The 20911-nt window shown below is 67.9% G+C and carries 16 protein-coding genes; 9 read left to right on the forward strand and 7 right to left on the reverse strand.

Annotation, left to right across the window (positions count from 1 at the left end):
- Positions 1 to 931 (forward strand): glycosyl hydrolase (locus E1165_RS20930; RefSeq protein ID WP_132393485.1); only part of this gene is annotated, 931 nt, incomplete at its 5' end.
- A 452-nt stretch (positions 932 to 1383) separates the two neighbouring features.
- On the opposite strand, the gene E1165_RS20935 is transcribed toward E1165_RS20930, so the two are convergent.
- Positions 1384 to 2139, reverse strand: coding sequence for a hypothetical protein (locus E1165_RS20935; RefSeq protein ID WP_243704900.1), 756 nt, complete (start codon positions 2137 to 2139; stop codon positions 1384 to 1386).
- Between the two features lie 679 nt (positions 2140 to 2818).
- On the reverse strand, positions 2819 to 3301 hold the full coding sequence (locus E1165_RS20940) for a S26 family signal peptidase (protein WP_132393486.1): 483 nt from the start codon (positions 3299 to 3301) through the stop codon (positions 2819 to 2821).
- A 132-nt stretch (positions 3302 to 3433) separates the two neighbouring features.
- Here E1165_RS20940 and E1165_RS20945 point away from each other — a divergent pair, with 132 nt between their 5' ends.
- From E1165_RS20945 to E1165_RS20970, 6 genes are all read left to right on the forward strand, one after another.
- A complete protein-coding gene (locus E1165_RS20945; protein WP_132393487.1) occupies positions 3434 to 3991 on the forward strand; it encodes a MauE/DoxX family redox-associated membrane protein in 558 nt (185 codons plus the stop codon).
- Positions 3992 to 4059: 68 nt separating this feature from the next.
- Positions 4060 to 4584, forward strand: a complete 525-nt coding sequence (locus tag E1165_RS20950; RefSeq protein WP_132393488.1) for a redoxin domain-containing protein — start codon at positions 4060 to 4062, stop codon at positions 4582 to 4584.
- Between the two features lie 110 nt (positions 4585 to 4694).
- Positions 4695 to 6488 (forward strand): ABC transporter ATP-binding protein, encoded by a 1794-nt coding sequence (locus tag E1165_RS20955; RefSeq protein ID WP_165945277.1) that lies wholly within the window; start codon positions 4695 to 4697, stop codon positions 6486 to 6488.
- 20 nt (positions 6489 to 6508) lie between these two features.
- The gene (locus E1165_RS20960; protein WP_132393490.1) at positions 6509 to 7255 is read left to right on the forward strand and encodes a BTAD domain-containing putative transcriptional regulator; all 747 of its coding nucleotides are present in this window, start codon (positions 6509 to 6511) and stop codon (positions 7253 to 7255) included.
- Between the two features lie 407 nt (positions 7256 to 7662).
- Positions 7663 to 10506: an FtsX-like permease family protein gene (locus E1165_RS20965; protein WP_243704902.1), complete on the forward strand. Its 2844-nt coding sequence runs from the start codon at positions 7663 to 7665 to the stop codon at positions 10504 to 10506.
- Positions 10507 to 10526: 20 nt separating this feature from the next.
- Positions 10527 to 11243 (forward strand): ABC transporter ATP-binding protein, encoded by a 717-nt coding sequence (locus E1165_RS20970; protein ID WP_132393492.1) that lies wholly within the window; start codon positions 10527 to 10529, stop codon positions 11241 to 11243.
- A gap of 76 nt (positions 11244 to 11319) precedes the next feature.
- Here the strand turns inward: E1165_RS20970 and E1165_RS20975 are convergent, their stop codons facing one another.
- From E1165_RS20975 to E1165_RS20995, 5 genes are all read right to left on the reverse strand, one after another.
- A complete protein-coding gene (locus E1165_RS20975) occupies positions 11320 to 13539 on the reverse strand; it encodes an alpha-galactosidase (RefSeq protein WP_132393493.1) in 2220 nt (739 codons plus the stop codon).
- A 97-nt stretch (positions 13540 to 13636) separates the two neighbouring features.
- Entirely contained in the window at positions 13637 to 14989 is a 1353-nt protein-coding gene (locus tag E1165_RS20980; RefSeq protein ID WP_132393494.1) for a sugar ABC transporter substrate-binding protein, read from the reverse strand.
- A 28-nt stretch (positions 14990 to 15017) separates the two neighbouring features.
- The gene (locus E1165_RS20985; RefSeq protein WP_132393495.1) at positions 15018 to 15977 is read right to left on the reverse strand and encodes a carbohydrate ABC transporter permease; all 960 of its coding nucleotides are present in this window, start codon (positions 15975 to 15977) and stop codon (positions 15018 to 15020) included.
- Between the two features lie 11 nt (positions 15978 to 15988).
- Complete coding sequence (locus E1165_RS20990) at positions 15989 to 16879, reverse strand: carbohydrate ABC transporter permease (RefSeq protein WP_132393496.1); 891 nt, start codon at positions 16877 to 16879, stop codon at positions 15989 to 15991.
- Positions 16876 to 17982, reverse strand: coding sequence for an ROK family transcriptional regulator (locus E1165_RS20995; RefSeq protein ID WP_165945278.1), 1107 nt, complete (start codon positions 17980 to 17982; stop codon positions 16876 to 16878). Before E1165_RS20995 ends, E1165_RS20990 begins: the two co-directional genes overlap by 4 nt.
- 214 nt (positions 17983 to 18196) lie before the next feature.
- Here E1165_RS20995 and E1165_RS21000 point away from each other — a divergent pair, with 214 nt between their 5' ends.
- Positions 18197 to 20395, forward strand: a complete 2199-nt coding sequence (locus E1165_RS21000) for an alpha-galactosidase (protein ID WP_165945279.1) — start codon at positions 18197 to 18199, stop codon at positions 20393 to 20395.
- Between the two features lie 14 nt (positions 20396 to 20409).
- Positions 20410 to 20911 (forward strand): cellulose-binding domain-containing protein (locus E1165_RS21005; RefSeq protein ID WP_207916985.1); only part of this gene is annotated, 502 nt, incomplete at its 3' end.

Below are 20911 nucleotides of genomic sequence, written 5' to 3' on the forward strand. Positions count from 1 at the left end.
CACCACCCCACCGCCGAGCATCCCGCCCCCGAGCAACGGCACGTGCAACGTGGCGCCGGTGGACCCGCAGGCCACTCGACAGGCTCGCAACCTGCTCTGTTACCTGTACAGCCAGTACGGCAACCACATCCTGTCCGGCCAGCGGGAGACCAACGGTCGTGAGGACGAGTTCAACCACATCCGCACCACCACGGGTAGGAACCCGGCCATCCGGGGCTTGGACATGTGTGACCGGCCCGGCGCGACCAGCCGAGCCGCCGCCTGGTGGAACGCGGGCGGCATCCCGCTCATCGGTTGGCACACCGGCGCCCCTGGCACCGGCGGCTACTGCGACTATGCCGGCCGTACCTCGATCAACGCGGTTCTCACCCCAGGAACCAGTCAGAACCGTGCCTACCTGGCCGAACTCGACGCCGCGGCCGGGCAGTTGCTGCAGCTGCAGTCGCAGGGCGTCGCCGTCCTGTGGGCGCCCTACCACGAGGCCGGCGGCACCTGGTTCTGGTGGAGCACGGAGGGCGGCAGTCAGTACCAGCGCCTGTGGCGCTACCAGTTCGACTACTTCACCAAGACCAAGGGCATCCACAACCTGGTCTGGCTGCACCCGTACAACGGAAGCCCGCAGTCGTCCTTCTACCCGGGCAAGCAGTACGTCGATGTCGGCGGTGCGGACACCTACGTCAACGACCACGGCCCGCTGACCTCGCTGTACAACGCCACCCGCAACATCGTCGGCGGCACGGTTCCGATCGCCCTGCACGAGAACGGCCCCATCCCGGACCCGGACCAACTGCAGTCCAGCGGTGCTCGCTGGGTCACGTTCAACACGTGGAACGGTGACTGGCTCTACGGCCGTAACGACCCGAGCTTCCTTCGGAAGGTTTACACCCACAACTACGTCGTCACCCGGGACGAAGTGCCCAACCTCAAGTAACCGACACGGTGCGGGTGGCGCACCCGAAGCGCCGCCCGCTCAGCACCGGTCGGACAGCGCCGGACCGCGACGATGATCGCGGTTCGGCGCTTCTCCGTAGCGTCGGTGTAGGGGTTGTCGACAGCAGGACTGGTCGCTGGTCCGGTGGCCCAGGGGCCGGGTGCCGAACATCGCGGCGCCCGGCCCCGGCAGCGGCCCCGGTGACGCCAGCTTGATACCGAACGGCACCTACGAACGTTGTCGTCGCCGTCGAAGGGTCTTGTCGTGCTCGGTGAGCGAGCCGGCACATGGCCGGTGCCTCCTCGACACCTGGTTGACATGTGAGCGGGGTCACCCTTCGCTCCTGCCGAACCGATTCGTTGCAGCGCCTCTAACGGCCGAGGATGGTGCTGCGGAACACGTTTCGAGCAGGGGAGCTCGCCGGATTCGATAGCGAACGGTGACGAACGACGTCAGCAGCCGAGTCGCTCGGTGGAGAGAGCGATGTCGTCGATCCAGAGGTCGAACTCGCCCGGCGTGGTGCCGCCCTGGTAGAGCTGCCAGCCGATTTTCACTGTGTTGACCGCAGGCAGAATGAAGGGAACATCGTTGCCGCCGTGTTCGGTCGTGGAGGCGGTCAGTTCCGGGTTCGCCACGCCGTCGATCCACACCGCAACGCGGTTGTCCGCCGGATCGAGCTTCCACTCGAAGCACTGCCAAGTGTCCTCGGTGACCGGGGCGGACTCCCGCCAGTTGGTCCAGTCGCCGGTCGGTCCACCGTCGGCGCCCACACCCCAGAAGGTTCCCGGAACCGTGGGGGCGTACTGGCCGCCGACCGGACGGACGACCTCCGAACTGCCTGTGCCGGTCGCTTCCACCAGCGTGAAGTGCGCCCAGTCAGGGGCGGTTGGGAAGGCGTCGACGCGCAGACGCATCCGACCGTAGAAAAGGTTGTCCGGCGCGGCGAAGTCGTCGACGCGCAGGAAGGCGCGGCCATTGTCGACGGTGTGGATGTGCAGCACCTGGTTGCCGTGACGGGCACGCTCGACGGTGAGGGTGCCGTTGCGAGTGTCGACACCCCACTTCAACGTACTGGGACCGCCACGAGGCAGCCGCTCGAAGTCTTCGCAGAAGAGCAGGCCACGGGTGCACGTACGCTGGGAGGCACCCGACGCACCGGCCGGGACGCTGCCGGCTGTGGTACCGAGGATCAGGGCGGCGGTGAACACCGCGAGGAAACTGCGCATGGTCATCCTCCATGACGTCGGTCCCTGCCAGGCGGGCAGGGGCCAGAAGGAACTCTCCGGGCCATCACGATGATCGAGGCCCACCTCGTCCCCGGGCCTGGTTGTGTCGACATGGCGTATCGGACGCCTCCGGCGGGTCAGAGGTCGAACGTCTCGGTTGTCACGGCATACGTGGCGGGACACGTACGGCGGGACACCTGCCCGTCGTCGTGGAGATGGCCCGGCGGTGCGGCGCGCGTCTGCCGGAGTGATGGGTTGCCGACACGGCGATGCTTTCGTGCTCACCGTTCCCAGCGCGGTTGCCCCGTGCTGCGGCGATGTGAGCCATTCCAGCACACCCTTACCCGTTCCGGCAACATCGACGATCATCCGCGTGGTTCAGTTCCACGTGTGTTCACCGGGCGACCGTCTGGTCCGGCCGACTCCGCGGCCGACTCTCGAGGGGGCCGTCGAACAGCTGCGACTGATCCTGCAGATGGTCGCCAAGATGGCCGGGTAGCCGACCTTCGTCGTGATGCGCCGCCGCTGGGCGGTCGAGCGTACGTTTCTCCTGGCTCGACCGCTGCCGACGCATCGTCCGCCACCACGAACGGGTACCCGGGCATCAGGCCATGGTGGACGACGACCGCCGTCCCGTCCGCCACCGACACACCTGAAGCCCTTATCTACGCGGGTCTACGGTACTGGGCCTCAGCCGCCTGACGACCACGCCCTCGATGTCATCCAGCGGTACGAAGCCCCATAAGCGGGAGTCGACGCTAGCCGGATGCTCGCCGAGTAGCACGGCCATGCCGGCGGGCACCTGCCGCGAGTGACCCCCAACGGCTGGAGCGACCGACTCCGGGACAGCGTCGCCGGGTAGGGCTGCCAGTCGCTTGACGAGCCACGTGGATGCCAGAGACCCGTCTGCGGCGGTCCGGCGCCCACCCTCCTGGTGGTGCGCGATCACGATGTTGCCCACCCGTAGCCGATGCGTTCGTCGAATCAGGAGACGGTCGCCGTGGACGAGGCTGGGGGCCATGCTGTCACCCAGCACATCGATGACCATGAGGTGGCGACGCGTCGCTACGACACCACCCAGAACCGATGCCGTAAGCGCGAGTCCGATCATGGTGGCGAGCAGGAGTGGTGACTTGTCGATCATGCGCCTCCCGTCATGCGTGTCTATGTGCCCGTGAATCAAACCGTTGACGCAGTTGGATGGCAAGGGTACGGTCCAGGAACCCAGCTAGTTGCGTGCGCATCGATTGGCTCGTGACACGCGGGACACGGGGACATGGGGGACGTCGTGGGCGTTGCTGTTGTCGCGGCAGTATTGACGGTATCTGGCGTTCTTGCGATATCCATAGTCAGCAAGGTGCGCACCCGCGCCAGTTTCCACGCGTTTGCCGACGCCGTTACCGGCCTACAGGTGACCGCTCCACGCTGGTCTCGCCCCGCGGCAGTCGCATCGATCGCGGCCGAGACGGTGGTGCTGGCTCTGGTTGTCTGGCCAGGTGGCGCGCCGGCGGGTCTCGGGGCGGCGGTCCTGCTCTTTGGCGCGTTCGCCGTGGTGCTCGCACGGGCCGTTCGACGGGGGTCCACGACCGGGTGCCACTGCTTCGGGCCGACGAGCGCACCCGTTGCCTGGCGGCACGTCGTGCGCAGCGGGTTCCTCGCAGCCGCCTCGTTCGGCGCGTTTCTCGGCACGTTCGCCTTGCCCACGGTGGCGCTGGCCAGCCTCGACCCGTCGCAAATCCTGTTGTCCATTTCCGCCGCGGGCATGGTGGTCACGGCGTTGGTCTGGCTGGACGACCTGACCTGGCTCCTGCGTGGAGCGGCCCACCCGCGCTGACTTTCCATACAGCCGAATACGCGCCCTGGTGCACCATTGCGTTGGCGCACTCAACCCAAGGAGACAATGTGCTATTTCTCTCCGTTGCTGTCGCCATTCTGGCGGTACTCGTTCTCGTCGATCTGGCGTTGAGTGCCGCGATCATCAGGCGGTTGCGTGAGACGGAGACGAAGCTCGTCGAGATGACGACGCCACCCGCATCGGGGCTGCCGCTCGGCAGCGCGATGCCGGAGTTCGTGTCGCCCGACGGCCAGGTCTCCAGCGCCGACATCGCCGGCGGCCCGGTTCTGATCGGTTTCTTCTCGGCGGGTTGCCGACACTGCCCGGCCCAGGCTGAGGCCCTGGCTGAGCGCGCGGAGGAGATCGGGGGCGCGGGTGTGCGGGTGGTCAGCTTCCTCACCGTGGGCGAGAACATGAGCGATGAACTGGCCCCGACGTTGCGGAAGGCCGGTCTGCTCGTCACGGCAGGCGACTCGAGCGCGGTGATGACGACCTTCCAGGTGCAGGGCACCCCGGCGTTCCTGATGTTCGGCGACGAGGGGCGGTTGCTGGCCCGCGGCCACGAGCTGACGGAGGTACTCAGCAGCCAATGAGTCCTTTTCGCCCCGAACCCCCGCTGCGCTTGTGCTCCGCATCTGAGCTGCGGCCACGACGGCGCGTAAGAGGAGGTTGAAAAGCTCCGATGAGGCGGTCGGCATCGTTAATGCGGCGCGCGTTCGGCATCTACTTCGGCGCCGCGCCCTGGGCCGCCGCCGTGAGTATCCTGCTCATGGTGGTGGGTGGCCTGGCCGCGGTAGGCACCGCATGGTTCACCCGGGCGATCATCGACGGCCTCACCGCCAACGACGGATCGACGATCTGGGCTGGTGTCGCCGGCTTCGGCGTCCTGGCCGTCGTGTCACCCGTCGTCCTGCACGTTTCTCAGTACGCCCAGCGGGATGCGGAACGCCGCGTGACGATTCGCACGCAACAGGAGTTGTTCGCCGCGGTGTCGGCACATCCCGGTCTGGCCGAGTTGGAAGACAGCTCTTTCCATGATCGGCTCCGGCTCGCGCACGAGGCGAGCCGCTACGCGCCGACCCAGCTCAACACCATGGTCCTGGCGATCGGGCAGGAGACGATCACCGTGGTGGCGTTCGGCGTCACGCTGGTGCGATGGTCTCCCCTGGCAGGCGCACTGGTCCTGCTGGCCGCTGTGCCCACGCTCATCGCCCAGATCCGTCTGGCCCGGATGCGGGGGGCGATGCTGGAACGGACCGTGCCGATGTTCCGCAGGCAGACCTTCTACGCCTCGCTCCTGCTCGACATGCGCGCGGCGAAGGAGATCAGGCTGTTCAATCTCGGAGCGTTCTTCCAGGGTCGTCTCCTGCGCGAGCTGCGCGCTGCCCAGGCGCAGGAGCGGCACCAGGACCGTCTGGCGCTGTGGGTCGACAGCGCTCTGGCGACGTTGACCGGCGTCGTGTCGCTGGTCGCGTTGGCTCTCTTCGTCGCGCGGGTAGCGGACGGCCGAGGCACCGTCGGCGACCTGGTACTCGTGCTCGCGGCACTGGCCGCGTTGCAGATGTCCGCGTCGGGACTGGTCCGCCAGATAGCGATGCTCGGCGAGACGTTCATCATGTTCGGTCACTACGTCGACATCACCGCGGTGACCCGCGAGGGACCGCGGTCCAAGCCGCTGCCGGCCGTGCCGCCGCTGGAGCGCGGCTTGGAGTTCGACGACGTGTGGTTTCGGTATGCTCCCGACCACGATTGGGTGTTGCGCGGTCTGACGCTGCGGATCCCGCGCGGCTCGTCACTGGCGCTGGTCGGTGACAACGGTGCTGGTAAATCCACGGTCGTCAAGCTGCTCTGTGGGTTTCACGCTCCGACCCGAGGCGTCATCCGTTGGGATGGCGTCGACATCACCACTCTCGACCCGGCGTCCCTGCGTGCGCGGATCGGGGCGACGTTCCAGGACTTCATGACGTACGAGTTCTCCGCCCATGACAATATCGCCGTCGGTGACATCAGCGCGCTCGACGACCGCGCGCGGGTACGTGCGGCAGCCGCCACGGCCGGCATGGACTCCGTACTCGGAAACCTTCCCAACGGGTACGACACCATGCTGACGCGCGCGTTCAGCGACGGGGACTCGGCCGGGGTCGGTGTCGTGCTGTCGGGTGGACAGTGGCAGCGGCTGGCACTCGCCCGAGCCGCGCTGAGGGAAGGCGCTGATGTGCTGATCCTCGACGAGCCGTCGTCGGGGCTCGACGTGGCGACCGAGCATGAGATCAACCGGCGGCTGATGGCGTTGCGCCGCACACACACCAGTCTGCTGATCTCTCACCGCCTCAACACCGTCCGGGAGGCCACCAGCATCGCTGTGCTGTCCGGCGGCCGCATTCTCGAACAGGGCAGTCACGACGAGCTGATGGTGTCGGGAGGGCGCTACGCCGAGTTGTTCCGTCTCCAGGCATCCGGCTACGACGACGCACTCCCGACGCGGGCGGTGACGTGAACGCTCATACGTTGCTGCGTATGTCACTGCTGGGTCCGCTCGAGGCGACTGTCGGCGGCCAGCCGATGGCCATTGGCGGCTCGGGAAAACGGGCGCTGCTGGCGACGCTCGCCCTCAACCTGGGTACGGTGGTCGGCGTCAGCCGTCTCGTCCAGGTGATCTGGGACGATCACCCACCGGTGACGGCCACGACGAAGCTGCAGGGCCACGTCTCCGCACTGCGGCAGAGCCTGGTGCGGCTCGGTGGCCCGGAGGCCGTGAACGTGTTGCAGACCCGTCCACCGGGCTACGTTTTGTGCGCTCACCGTACGTCGACAGACCTGGCGCGCTTCGACGAGTTGGCGCGGCGCGGCGCCGACGTCCGCCTGCCGGAAGGAGCCGAGCAGCGCGTCGCGTCGCTGTCCGCGGCGCTGCGGCTGTGGCGGGGCAGTGCGTGCCTCGACGTCGGGTCCGCAGGGGTGGCGGCCGTGGCGGCATCGCTGGACGAGCGGAGGTGGCGGGCGATGGAGGATCTCGCTGAGGCACAGCTCGTGCTGGGCGACCACAACAGCGTCATCGACGCGATGGAACCCCTCGTACGCCAGTGGCCCTACCGGGAGCGGGCCTGGGAACATCTCATAGAAGCGCACATGAGGCGTGGCGACATCGCGTCCGCGCTGGCCGCTCATGACCAGCTGTGCCACGTCCTGGCTGCCGACCTCGGGGTCGCACCTGGTCAGCGAATCGGCCGGCTCGTCAGCATGATCCGGGCGGGCACCGAGCGTTAGCGCATCGTTAGTCGATCGTAAGCGGTCGATGACATCGTGGCCCTGCCGGTAACCGTCGGACCGACGAAGGAGAAGGACCGGATGGTGATCATCAATAGGCTGGGTGACAAGCTGCTGGCCGCACTGCTGCCCAAGGCCAAGGCATCCGCGTGCAACATCTGTCAACGCATCCGCGTTGGGTGCGGGGGTCCCTACTGCTACTACTACTACAATAGGGTGGCTGGATCGCAGGTTCGCTGTTACGCCAACACCGCGGATTACTGCGACGCGCCATACGTCAGCAGCTCCCCGGGCTGCTGCTGATCGTCGATCCGCTGCCGCCGGCCGGACATCTGTCCGGCCGGCGGCACCATCTTGGGAGGCACCTATGACCCCGGGCGCGGCCGGATGGTGAAGTAGTGCTGGAGATGGCCGTGTCGCAGTGGCGGGTACGGCTGCGTCGGTCACTGGCCTTGTTGTCGATGATCGCTGTCGCGGTGGCGGGATTTACTCTGCTCACCGGGGCGGCGGTGACCTCCCGGCTGGACACTGTGGGCACCGTGGCCGCCAACTACCGACCCGTGTACGACCTCCTGGTGCGGCCCGCGGACGCGGTGCTGCCCCTGGAGCAGCAGCGCAATCTGGTCCAGTCGGGTCAGTTGGCGGGGATGCGCGGCGGGATCACCGTCGACCAGTGGCGGCAGATCCAGGCGGTGCGGGGCGTGTCCGTCGCGGCTCCGGTTGCCATGATCGGGTACGTGATGCGGACCGTGCCCGTGACGGTCGATCTGTCGGATCAGCTGGACCCGACCGCGGAGCGGCAGGTACTGCGGGTGCAGCCGACATGGGTGACGGACGCGGGGTTGAGCCAGATCCCGGACGGGCCGGCATACCTGTACGTGACGCGCAACCGGCTGGATGTGGTGCCGAACAGCGAACTGGAGAGCGGCGGTGGGCTGCCGCCGCCAGAGGAGGTCGATGCCGACGGTCAGCGGGTGAAGATATGCCCGGCGGCGTCGTCTGTCGGCGAGGGGGACTGGCTCCAACCGACGGATCTACGAGCCCGGTCGTCGCTGACGTGCGTCGGCCGCGCGGGATCGACGGATCGGGAGGGGAAGGCGATGCGCCCGGTCGTCACGTTGGTGTGGACGGTTCCGTTCCTGATGGCCGCGGTCGACCCGGACTCCGAGGCGGCGTTGGCGGGCCTGGACCGAGCGGTCACCACCGGCCGGTACTTCACCTCCGCCGAGAAGCCGACGTCGCATCGCCTGGACGGAATGCGGTATCCCTACTCCAAGCTGCCGATCCTGATCGCGGACCGGCCCCAGATCGAAGGGGCGCTCAGGATCGACGTGCAGCGGCTGAACCCGGGCGCGACGCAACTGGTTCGCTCCGGCTCGGACGACCAGCGCCTACGCGCGGCCCTGGGCAACGAGTCCGGCACGCCGGTCGCGCAGAGAACCATGTCGATCGACGAACCCTACCGGACCATGGTCGACCGGATGCTGCGCCCCGGACAGTTGGCCATCGAATACGACGTGGCAACGGCCAACACCATGTGGCTCCACTCGTTCTGGACCGTCGGACCGGCGAATACGGTGCAGGCCGAGGACGGCCTCAGTGCCCAACCGGCGCCGTACGACTTGAAGATCTGGGGCAAGGGTGCCGACGACGGCGGGTCCTCGCGTCACGTTCCGATGGAGTTCGCCGACACCGGCGTGCGTGGTGGCGTCGCCATCCATCGCAACACGGCCCGGGGGTACGACCCCCAGGCCGGGGGCGTCAACATGCCTGATACCGCGATGGGTGCGGTGGGCACCTTCGACCCGGCCAAGATCTCGCTGGGCAGCGCGTTGTCGGCGGTGCCCATGGACACGTACTTCAACCCGGGCGCCGATGGCGCGGACGAAGCGTCACGGCAGGCGTTGGGCGGCGAGCGACTGGTCCCGAACGCGAACGTCACCGGCCTGCTGAGCCAACCACCGCTGATGCTCACCACCATGGCGGCCCTGCCGGCCATCTTCGACCCCGGTGCCTACAGCACCGAACCCGCCTACCCCGAATACCAGCTGAACACGGCCGCGCCGATCAGCGTGGTACGGGTCCGGCTGGCCGGAGAGGTAGGCATCGACCCGCTCTCCCGCGAGCGGGTACGGGTCATCGCGGAGGAGATAGCGCGACGCACCGGACTGCAGGTCGACATCACGCTGGGATCATCGCCCACCGCGATGACGGTGTACTACCCAGCGGGCAACTACGGGCGGCCGGACCTCGCCGTGGCCGAACCATGGGTGCAGAAGGGCGTCGCAGCCGTGCTGGTCCACGCGGCCGACCGCAAGAGCGTACTGCTGTCCGTGCTGGTACTCGCGGTGTGCGCGCTGGCGGTACTCAACGCCAACACCGCCGCCATCCGCGCCAGACGCACCGAGTACGGCATCCTCGCCTGCCTCGGATGGAACCGGCGACACCTCCTCCAACTGATGTTCACCGAGATCGCCGGCATCGGTTTCGTCGCAGGTTTCGTGGGCACGGCGCTCGCACTCGGGTTCGCCTTCGTCCTCGGGCTGGACATCCCGTGGAGTCACACACTGCTCGCCATTCCCGCGGCGGTGGCACTCGCCCTGCTCGCCGGTGGCTGGCCGGCCTGGCGGGCCGCCCGGCCCGATCCCGGTGAGGTCATCCGTCCCGCCGTGCTGGGTGTCGCCGTACGTCGGCAGGCCCCGCGCCGGCTGTCGACTCTCGCCCTGGCGAACCTTGCCCGCACACCCGGTCGTACCGCGCTCGGCGCGATGAGTCTGATGATCGGGGTCGCCGCGCTGACGATGTTGCTGGCGATCACGTTCGCTTTCCGCGGCACGGTCACCGGTACCCTGCTCGGCGATGCCGTCACCCTCCAGGCCCGCACCGTCGACTACGTCGCCGTCGCGGTCACCATCGTGCTGGGCATCGTCTCCGTCGCTGATGTGCTCTATCTCAACATCTCCGAGCGCGCCGCCGAGTTCGCCCTGTTCGGCGCCGTCGGCTGGACCGGTGCCATGCTGAACCGGCTGGTCGTCATCGAGGCCATCGGCATGGGGGTGATCGGCGGCACGCTCGGCGCCGCTGCCGGCCTCGGCGCGGCAGCGGCCTTCGCCGGGGGCATCAACGCTCCGATCGTCTGGTGTTCCGTGGCCGCCCTGGCGTCCGGTGTTGCCGTCACCGCCCTGTCGGTGGTGGTGCCGATCGCCATGCTCCGCCGACTGCCCACTGCCCAACTGCTCGCCGAGGGATGAGCGGTAAAGGAGTAGATCCGATGCGACGGACGTCAGCTGAGGCGCTGACCGGGGTCAGCGTGCCGCTGGTGTGTCTCACGGATGTGCGGAAGACTTTCCCGCTGCCCGGCGGCGCACCGCTGGTGGCGGTCAACGATGTCAGTCTCTCGATCGCCGCCGGCACCGCGGTCGCGTTGACCGGGCCGAGCGGCTCCGGCAAGTCCACGCTGCTGCACCTGATCGGTGCCGTCGAACGGAGCGACGGGGGCACCATCGACGTCGACGGGCAACGGGTGACTGGTTTGTCCGGCGGAGCGTTGGCCGCGTACCGGCGACGGATCGGCTTCGTGTTCCAACGGTTCCACCTGCTGCCCACGCTCACCGCTCTGGACAACGTCATGGCACCACTGATCCCGTTCCGCACCGCTTTCGACAAGGCCGCCCGGGCACGTGAGCTGCTGGCGATGGTCGGGCTCGCTGATCGGTCCGCCGCCCTGCCGTCGCGGCTCTCCGGTGGGCAACAACAGCGGGTGGCCATCGCCCGCGCGCTCATCAACCGACCCGCCGTGTTGCTGGCCGACGAACCCACTGGCAATCTCGACAGTCAGACCGGCACCGCCATCGTCGACCTGCTGCTGCGTCTGCGCGACGAGCACGCCACGACCCTCATCATGGCCACCCATGACACCGGCATCGCCGCACGCTGCGACCGCGTCGTCCAGATGCGGGACGGATGCCTCACCAGCCTGGACCGATGAGCTCCCCAAGAAGCAACTGGGCCGGCCGAGGAAACCGACCGGCTCATCGGCCGCGATGAGCCCTTGCCGGCGACGGTCATGCCTGATCCGCGGCTTCGGTGACCCGGATCAGCACGACACGATCCGGGTAGAGCACCGGGAGGCGCAACCCGGCGGTGTCCAGGACGCGCCCCGAGAGCCGCACTCCGCTCGGAGACCACCAGGGGAGTGCGGCACCCCAGTCGGCGGCATTGCCGTCGGCGATGTCGCCCGGCGGCTGCGGCCGTACCCGGTAGGTCCTCGCCGGGTCCAGTCCGGGCAGAGCGACCGATCCGGGCGGGTAGCTGGCGCTGGTGGCGGTCGCGGTGATCGCGTACAGAGCCTGCGAGCCGTCCTGGGCAACCACCCCGGTCAGTTCGTACGCCGGGTTGCTGAGATCCCCATGGACGAGAACCCCGGTGTGGAGCAGGCCTCGTACCTGCTTGTACAGGGTCACCCACTGCCGGAGGCGATCCAGTTCATCCTCGCTGGCCCGGGTGAGGTCCCACTCGATGCCGAGATGGCCGAAGATGGCGGTCCCGGCGCGCATGTCCAGCGGCAGTTCGCGCCTGGTGGTGTGGGACCGTGGGGCACCGATGTGTGAACCGATCAGCTCGAGCGGAATCAGCAGGCTGGTCCAGCGCTGGATCATTACGCGTTCGTGGGCGTCGATACAGTCCGACGCCCAGACGCGGTCGGTGCGGGCCAGCACCTCGAGGTCGACGCGGCCGCCGCCGGAGGAGCACGACTCGATCTCCACTGCGGGGTGGCGGGCGCGGAGTTCGTCGAGGAGCCGATACACCGCCAGGGTCTGGTCGTGGACCCCGGCGCGACCGGTGCCGGGGTGTCCGGCGTCGACCAGGTCGCGGTTGTGGTCCCACTTGAGGTACCTGATCGCGTTCTCGGTCAGCAGCGCGTCCAGCCGTTCCAGCAGGTAGTCGTACGCCTGGGGATTGGCCAGGTCGAGCACCTGCTGCGAGCGGGCGGTCGGCGACACCCGCTCCCCGGCCGCCATGATCCAGTCCGGGTGTGCCCGGGCCAGGTCGGAATCCGGGTTGATCATCTCTGGTTCGACCCACAGCCCGAACTCCATACCGAGGCCGTTGACCACCTTGATGAGCGGCTCGAGCCCCTGCGGCCACACCTCCGTCGACACCGTCCAGTCGCCCAGTCCGCTGGTGTCGTTCCGCCGTGAGCCGAACCAGCCGTCGTCGAGCACGAACCGCTCCGCGCCGACCGACGCGGCGGCCTCGGCCAGCCGGGTCAGCCGGTCCAGGTCGTGGTCGAAGTAGACGGCCTCCCAGGTGTTGACCACCACCGGTCGGGCCGAGCGCGGATGCTGAGCCCGCGCACGCAGGTAACGGTGGAAGCGGCCGGACAACTCGTCCAAGCCCTCGCCGTACGACGCGTACAACCACGGGGTCGTGTAGGACTCGCCCTCGGCGAGGCCGATCTCGCCGGGCAGCAACAGCTCACCGCCGCCCAGTGACGAGCGGCCGTGGAAGGTGCGCTCGGCCAGCGTCCGGCTTCCGCCGGAGAAGGCGGTGTGGATGCCCCACACCTGGCCGTGCCGGTTGCCGAATCCTGCCGAGCCCGCGCACAGCACGTAGGCACTGTCATAGCCGGTACGCCCGGTACGGTTTTCCCGTACCCGCAGACCGTGGGTGAACGCGGTGCGCTGCGGCGAACGCTCACGCAGATGGTGCCCGGTGAAGTCGAGCAACTCGGCGGTCTCCTCGGGGACCGGCAGAAAGAGGCTCAGGTCGTTCACCCAGTAGACGTCGTCACCGGTGTTGGTGACCTGGGCGCGGGACCGCACCACGCCGCTGGCGTGCAGCTCCACCTCGATCACCAACTCCAGCTCCGCGACCTCGTCACGCGCGCAGACGATGACCGTGTCGGTGGTGTCGTCGGCGCCACGGCGTTCCCGGCGTGAGCCGGTCACCGTGAAGGCCGACGACCACGCGCGGCCCTGACGGTGGCCGGACAGTCCCGGCGTGCCCAACCACCCCGCCGACTGTTCCGGCAGCATCGACACGTGGACCGGTACGTCGACCGAGAAGCCGATCGGTTGCGGTGCCGCTGCCACCGCCAGGTCGACCAGGTCCCGCTGGGAGAGGTCGCCCAGTGCGGCACCCCAGTGCACGATCGCCGGGAGCCGGGAGCCCCGCACGTCGAGCACCAGGCTGACCCCGCCGGCGCTGAGGTGAATCAGGGATGGGTCAGCTGCCGAAACCGCGTCGGTCAGCGTCTGTCCTACGGAGATGGTCGCGGACATGGATATCCTTTCGACTCACCGGTGCTGGTCGGCGGTCGGCCCGGCTGCCGATTATCGCAGCCGGGCCGGCCGGGAGTCACTTTGTGGGACGAGGTCCCTACTTCTTGAGGAACTCGTTAACCTTCCGGTTGGCGCCATCCAGGGAGTCGACACCGCTTTTGCCGGACAGGATCGAGTCCATCGTCTCGGTCATCAGGGCCGAGATGTCCGCCCAGTGGTCGGCGATCGGGGCGAGCGTGGTCGTGTTCTCCTTGATGTGCACGGTGAACGGCGCCACGTCGATCTGCTTGGCGGCGAAGGCCCTCTCGGCCTCTACGGTCGCGGTCTTCATGGCCGGGAAGACGATGCCCTGCTTCGCGACGATGTCCTGCTGGCAGGCGGGCGAGGCCAGGAACTTCACCCACTGCCAGGCGCCCTCGGGGTTCTTGGTGCCGGCGTAGATGTTGTCGGCAAGGCCGTTGATCATGCTGGCGCGCTTGCCGATCGGGCCGATCGGGGTCGGTGCGATCCCGGACTTGACGCCCTTCAGGTCCCAGTAGGACTTGGTGTTCCAGCTGCCTTCGGTGACCATCGCGTACTTTCCGGCGCCGTACGCGTCCATCTGGTTCACGCCGGAACTGGCGATCGCGAGCGTCGGCATGTAGCCCCTGTCGACCAGGGAGCGGAACCAGGCGATCGTCTGCTTGAACCGTGGGTCGTCGTAGTTGAACCTGGTCGGCCACGGCGTCTTGTCGCCGTGCGTCCATCCGGTGGAGAACGCGTACTGGCTCCACTCGGTCTGACCGAAGCCACCCCCGGAGCTGTTCAGGCCCAGGCCGTAGGTGGCGACCTTGGTCTTGTCGAAGCCGGGCTCGTCGCCGCGCTTGCCGTTCTTGTCGACCGTGAGGCGGGCGATCAACCTCTCGTAGGTGCCGCCGTCGGTGGGGTTCCAGGTGAGGTTCTGCAGATCCTCGGTCTTGACGCCGGCTTCCTCCACCTTCTTCGTGTTGTAGAAGAGCGCGACGGTGTCGAAGTCCTTCGGTAGGCCGAACCGCCGGCCCTGCTGGTCGACCCACAGATCGGCGAGGCCGTTCTGGTACTGCGACAAGTCGACGTTGTCCTTCTTGACCTGCTCGGTGATGTCGAGAAGCTGGCTCTGGGCGGCATACTGCGGGTAGTAGCTGAGGTGACTGATGAACGTGTCAGGCGCGGTGCCGGAGACGAAGGCCGACGTCAGCGTGTTCCAGTAGTCGTCCCAACCGTACTGGGTGATCTTGACCTTGTACTGGGGGTTGGCCGCGTGGAACGCGTCCGCGCAGGCTTGGTACTGCGGCTGCTGGAAGGTGTCCCAGAGCCAGTAGGTGATGGTGCCCGAAGCCGATTTGGAACTGTCGTCGCTTCCCGAACAGCCGCCGACCGTCAGCAGCCCCAAGGCTGCCGCGGCGGCGAGAGCGCGTCGTGCTTTCGTCATGGTGCCTTCCGATCCGACGTGAGGGATGTTATTTGATGCCGGTGAATCCGATGGAGTTGATGACCCGGCGCCCGAAGACGGCGAACAGCACCATGATCGGCAGCGCGGCGATGAGGGTGGCGGCCATCAGGCCGGCCCAGTCGGGGGTGCCCCGCTGGGTCTGCGCCTGGAACACCCCGAGCGCGACGGTGAGCACGCGGACGTTCTCCGACTTGCCGACCAGCAGCGGCCAGAAATAGTCGTTCCAGGCGGTGATGTAGGTGAGAATCGCCAGCGTGGTGATCGGTGCCTGGTTGAGCGGCACGATGATCCGCAGGAAGATCCGGGCGTGCCCGGCGCCGTCGATGCGGGCCGCTTCCTCCAGCTCATGGCTGGCGTTGAGGAAGAACTGCCGGAGGAAGAAGACCGCGAACGGCGTCATCAGTAGCCCGGGCAGCACGATGCCGAGGTAGGTGTTCAGCAGCCCGAGGTCTTTGATCAGGATGAAGTTGGGCAGCGTGGTGAAGATCGGCGGAATCATCAGTGCGCTGAGGAACAGGAAGAACACCGTGTCGCGCCCGGGCCAGGAGAGCCGGGCGAAGGCGTACGCCGCCATCGCGCTGAAGAAGACCTGACCGGCGGTGACGAGTGTCGCGACGATGACCGAGTTGCGCAGGTAGAGCCAGAAGTTGACGGAGGCGCCGGAGCCGCCTTCGGAGACCGCCTCCGCGGTGGTCGACAGTCCGAGCACGCGCTTGTACGCGCCGAGGGTGAAGTCCACCGGCAGCAGCTCGCCCGAGCCGGCGGCCAGCGCCCGGGTGTTGGACAGGGAGGTGCGCAACATCCAGTAGAAGGGCACCAAGGTCACGATCATGACGACGACCAGCGTGGCCCACCCGGCGATGCGGCCCCAGGGCACACCGCGCCGGTCGGGTCGGACCGAGCGGGGCCGGCCCGGCGGTGGGGGAGTGAGGTCGGCGCCGGCCTGTGGCGTACTGGCGATGGCCATGGCAGGGCCTTTCAGGACAGGTCGGATTGGGAGGCGCGGGTCAGCCGGAGCTGGGCGTACGCGACGCCGGCCAGGATGACGAACAGCGCGAACGACATGGCCGAGGCGTATCCGAAGTCGAACCGGGCGAAGGCCTGCTCGAAGATGTAGTAGTAGATGACCCGGGTGGCGTTGATCGGCCCGCCGGTGGTGGTGACCGCGACCGTGTCGAAGACCTGAAAGGAACCGATCACGGTCAGCACCAGCACCAGCGCCATCACCGGACGCAGCAGCGGCAGCGTGACCCGCCAGAACGTCTTCCACTCCGAGGCGCCGTCCATCGCGGCGGCCTCGTAGACCTGCTTCGGGATGGCCTGCAGGCCGGCGAAGACCAACAATGCGGTGTAGCCGACGTGCCGCCACGTGTTCACCAGGGCGATGGTCGGGATGGCCGTGGTGGTCTCTCCGAAGAACGCGACCCGGTCGACACTCAGCCACTCCAGCAGCTGGTTCACCACGCCGGTCTGATAGTCGAGCATGGAGTACCAGACCAGCGCCGCGATGACGTTCGCGATCAGGTACGGCAGCAGGACGATGCTGCGGATCGTCATCGATCTGGTCAAGCGGTGCATGAGGACGGCGAGCAGCACCGCGAACACCGTCTGCACGGCGATGTTGATGACCACGTACTCCAGGGTCACCAGCAGGGCGTTCCAGAACAGGTGGTCCCCGATCAGGCGCTCGTAGTTCTCCAACCCGATGAACTCGGGCGCGCTGAGCAGGCTGAAGTCGGTGAGGCTCAGGTAGAAACCGCGGATCGCCGGCCACAGGTAGAAGGTGAGGAAGCCGACGGCGGCCGGGCCGACGAAGATCAGGGCCGCTGGTACGTCCCGGTAACGCCGGGCCCGTGTCGCGGTGCTCATTCACCCGTCACCTGGTACTGCAGGGCGGCGACCGCGGCGCCCCGGGCCCATTCGTTGAACGCGAAGGGCTTGATGACGACGGGTACCGGATCGGTGGTCCAGTGGGTGTGCTCGTTGAGGGACGCATGGAAGGCGGTGTCGCTGATAGTTATCATGTCGACCGCTTCGCCGGAGAGGATGACAACGTCGGGGCCGGTCAGGTTCGCGACGGTGGCGACGACCTGGCCCAGCGCGCGGCCGGCGTCGTCGACGACGCGGCGGGCGACGGTGTTGCCGTCCCGTGCGAGGGTGAGACAGTCGTCGAAGGTGAGTTCAGGCCGGTCGAGGGTGGCCCGGATGTTTCGCCGCACCGCCGTGGACGTGGCGTAGGAACGGGCACAGCCGCGATGACCCTGTTCACAGAGTGGGCCGTTGCCGTCGATGACGAGGTGTCCGATGAGGCCGGTGGCCCGGTTGTGGCCGGTGGCGAGCTGGCCGTTGATGACCAGCCCGCAGCCGATGCCGGCGCCGACGGTGATCAGGGTGAAGGAGCGCTGCCCGACCCCGGCGCCGAACCACTGCTGGGCCGCGGTGAGCGCGCGCACGTCGTTGTCGAGCACGACGGGTAGCCCGGTCTGTTCCCGGACGAGGTCCGCCAGCGGCACCTGCCGCCAGCCCAGGAACGGGGAGGCGTGCACCACCGGATCGCCGGGGGAGACGACGCCGGCCAGACTCAACCCGATGCTGGTGATCCGGTAGTCCGGTTCGCTGAGCTGGCGTACGGCGGTCGCGATCTGCGCGACGACCGCCTGGACGTCGTGGTTGGGGAGGGAGAGCCGCGTTTCCGCGCGCACGGTGGCCAGCAGGTCGGTGCGGACGCCGAACAGTTGGTCCGCGGTGAGTTTGATGCCGATGAACTGGGCCCGGCTCGCGTCCACGGACAACGGCAGCGAGGGCCGGCCCACCGCGTTGCGATTCTCGACCGGCTGTTCCACCAGGTAGCCGTCTTCGAGCAACGGCTTTGTCAGCTTCGTCAACGCCGACGGCGACAGGTTCAACCGGCGCGCCGCCTCCGCCCGCGACATGGGTCCATGAACCAGCAGCTCGACGAACACCGATCGCATGGCGTCCGTAACGCTTGCCGTTCTGGCGGCATTGATCTGTAACACGCCAGACATGCTCACCCTATTTATTCACGCTGTCAAGGAAAGAAGTTCCTGATGAAGAAGACACTCGATGAAAAATCAGTCATTTCCGGAACGTTTGTTGACCGCATGCAGATAAGGGAGCTACCGTCTCGGCAATCCATCGATGATCTGGGATGTCACCGTGTCCGTCATGCCGCTCAACCCCAGCCACACCTCGTGGTGTCTGCGCACGCCCGGCTCGTGCTACGTCGTCGCGGTGGAGGTCGACGCACAGACCGGAGAGGCGACCGTCCTGCAGAAGTACTGGGGGCCACCGCTCGCCACGGACGCCGCGCGGCAGGTCGTCGGGCTCACCCGGGGGCCATCGACACCTGACGGCGCCGGACGGCACGTGACGAGTTTCGCGGAGCCGGTGGAGATAGAGGAGCTGCTGCCGGTGACCGGGGGGCGACGATGGGGACCGGCCGCGCTCGAAGTCTCGTTCGGCGCGGTGCGCTCGGTGGAGCTGGAGTTCCTGTCGGCCAAGGCCGACGACGAGCGACTCGATCTGAGCCTGGCCGATCGGCACTTCCCGCTGGAGGTCGTGCTGTCCTTCCAGATCCGGCCCGACGGCGACGTGATCGAGCGGTGGGTGACGATTCGGAACACCGCCCTGCCCGACTCGGATCTGTCCGACATCACCGTGACCCGGTTCCACTCCGGCAGCTGGTTCCTGCCGGATGCCGACGACTACCGCTACACCGGCGTCGTCGGGGCATGGGCCGAGGAGTTCCAGCTGCGGCGCGGTCCGCTGCCCGTCGGTGAGCTGACCTACACCAGCCGCCAGGGCATCACCGGGCATCAGTCCAACCCGTGGATCATGATCGATGCGGGTACCGCGACCGAAACCGAGGGTGCGGTCTTCGGCCTGGCACTCGCCTGGAGTGGCAGCTGGCGACTGACCGCCACCCGCCGGCCCGAGGGCGGCGTGGCCGTGGCCGCCGGATTCGGACACGAAGGCTTACGCTGGCCGTTGCCTGCCGGCGCGGAACTGGTCAGCCCCCGGATGCTCGGGTTGTACTGCGAGGGCGGCTTCGGCGCGGCCAGCCGCGCCTGGCACGACTACACACGCGCCTTCGTGCTGCCCGCCTCGGATGAGGTCCGGCCCGTGCTCTACAACTCGTGGGAGGCCACCGGCTTCACCGCCACCGCGCAGGGTCAACTTTCCCTCGCCCGTACCGCCGCCGCCCTCGGTGCGGAGCTCTTCGTCGTCGACGACGGCTGGTTCGCGCGGCGCGACGACGCGACGTCCTCGCTCGGTGACTGGTGGCCCCATCCGGAGCGCTTCCCGGACGGGCTCGGCGTCCTGTTCGAGGAGATCCGCGCCCTCGGCATGCGGGTCGGCCTCTGGGTCGAGCCGGAGTCGGTCAGCCCGGACAGCGAGCTCTATCGTGCCCATCCCGACTGGGTGCTGCGGATGGATCACCGACGACACGACACCAAGCGCGACCAACTGGTGTTGAACTTCGCCCGGCCCGAGGTCAGAGACTGGGCGCTCGACTGGTTGAGCCGGTTGGTCGCCGAGCTCGGCATCGACTACCTCAAGTGGGACGTCAACCGACCGTTCACCCAGCCGGGTTGGCCGGAACGGTCGGCTGACCAGGATCTGCTGTGGATCGACCACACCCGGAACGTCTACCGGGTGATGGACATACTCCGCGCTCGTCGTCCGGCCCTGCGCATCGAGACGTGTTCCGGCGGTGGCGGTCGCGTCGATCTCGGCGTGCTGCACCATGTGGACCAGGCCTGGCCGTCGGACAACACCGACGCCAAGGACCGCCAGACCGCACAGCACGGCTTCTCCCAGCTGTACCCGGCGGCGGTCATGGGCGCCTGGGTCACTGATTCACCCAACCCGAACACCCAGCGGGACATGCCGTTGCGGTACCGGTTCCACGTCGCCATGGCCGGTGTTCTCGGCATCGGCGCCGACATCGGCCGGTGGACACCGGAAGAGCTGACCGAGGCGCGATCGTTGATCGATGCCTACAAGCAGATCCGGCGTACCGTGCAGCACGGCCGCCAGTACCGGCTCGGTGGGATCCCCGGCGCTGAACGGTCGGCGGTGCAGTACATCCTCGGCGACGAGGTGGCGGTCCTGGTCTACAACCCGCTCGGCAACGCCAAAAGCGGCCCGCGCCGGCTCAAGCTGGCCGGGCTGGATCCGGACGCGACCTACGAGGTGGTTGCGGGTGGCTCCGCAACGTCGGTCCACGGCCGGCTCTCCCACCGCTCACGGTGGTACGGCAGCGTTCTCATGTCCGCCGGCGTCCGGCCCGCAGCCTGGGAACCGATCGGCGCCGACTATCGCAGCGATCTCGTGGTGCTCCACCGCATCCCCACCCCCTGACAGGAGGACTGTCTGTGTCTGCGTTCCCCCTCACCGGAGCAACCCGCAGGCGAACACGCCTTCTCGCGGTAACCGCGAGCGCGGCGGTGCTCGCCACCGCGGCGGTGACCTACGCCGCCACTGCCCAGGCTGCCGCCGGGTGCCGGGTGACCTACAAGGTCACCAGCCAATGGCCCACCGGCTTCGGTGCCACCATCGACATCACCAACCTCGGCGAACCCCTCACCACGTGGTCCCTGGCCTACACGTTCCCCGCCGGCCAGACCATCACCCAGCTCTGGAACGGCGCCCACACCCAGACCGCGAACCAGGTCACGGTGAGAAACCTCAGCTACAACGGCCAACTGGGAACGAACGCCACCACCTCGCTCGGCTTCAACGGCACCTGGACCGGGACGAACACCGACCCGACCTCCTTCAGCCTGAACGGCACCGCCTGCACCGGCGGCGTCGCCGACCCGACCTCGTCACCGTCGGTCAGCCCATCGCTGCCGACCCCGCCCTCCACCCCTGCGC

The organism is Micromonospora sp. KC723 (assembly GCF_004348595.1).
Taxonomy (GTDB): domain Bacteria; phylum Actinomycetota; class Actinomycetes; order Mycobacteriales; family Micromonosporaceae; genus Micromonospora.

Excerpts from the sequence above, each read along its gene's own strand:
- E1165_RS20940 (WP_132393486.1), bottom strand. The coding sequence starts at position 3,301 with ATGATCGACAAGTCACCACTCCTGCTCGCCACCATGATCGGACTCGCG.
- E1165_RS20945 (WP_132393487.1), top strand. The coding sequence starts at position 3,434 with ATGGGGGACGTCGTGGGCGTTGCTGTTGTCGCGGCAGTATTGACGGTA.
- E1165_RS20955 (WP_165945277.1), top strand. The coding sequence starts at position 4,695 with ATGCGGCGCGCGTTCGGCATCTACTTCGGCGCCGCGCCCTGGGCCGCC.
- E1165_RS20960 (WP_132393490.1), top strand. The coding sequence starts at position 6,509 with ATGTCACTGCTGGGTCCGCTCGAGGCGACTGTCGGCGGCCAGCCGATG.
- E1165_RS20965 (WP_243704902.1), top strand. The coding sequence starts at position 7,663 with ATGGCCGTGTCGCAGTGGCGGGTACGGCTGCGTCGGTCACTGGCCTTG.
- E1165_RS20970 (WP_132393492.1), top strand. The coding sequence starts at position 10,527 with ATGCGACGGACGTCAGCTGAGGCGCTGACCGGGGTCAGCGTGCCGCTG.
- E1165_RS20975 (WP_132393493.1), bottom strand. The coding sequence starts at position 13,539 with ATGTCCGCGACCATCTCCGTAGGACAGACGCTGACCGACGCGGTTTCG.
- E1165_RS20980 (WP_132393494.1), bottom strand. The coding sequence starts at position 14,989 with ATGACGAAAGCACGACGCGCTCTCGCCGCCGCGGCAGCCTTGGGGCTG.
- E1165_RS20985 (WP_132393495.1), bottom strand. The coding sequence starts at position 15,977 with ATGGCCATCGCCAGTACGCCACAGGCCGGCGCCGACCTCACTCCCCCA.
- E1165_RS20990 (WP_132393496.1), bottom strand. The coding sequence starts at position 16,879 with ATGAGCACCGCGACACGGGCCCGGCGTTACCGGGACGTACCAGCGGCC.
- E1165_RS20995 (WP_165945278.1), bottom strand. The coding sequence starts at position 17,982 with ATGCGATCGGTGTTCGTCGAGCTGCTGGTTCATGGACCCATGTCGCGG.
- E1165_RS21000 (WP_165945279.1), top strand. The coding sequence starts at position 18,197 with ATGCCGCTCAACCCCAGCCACACCTCGTGGTGTCTGCGCACGCCCGGC.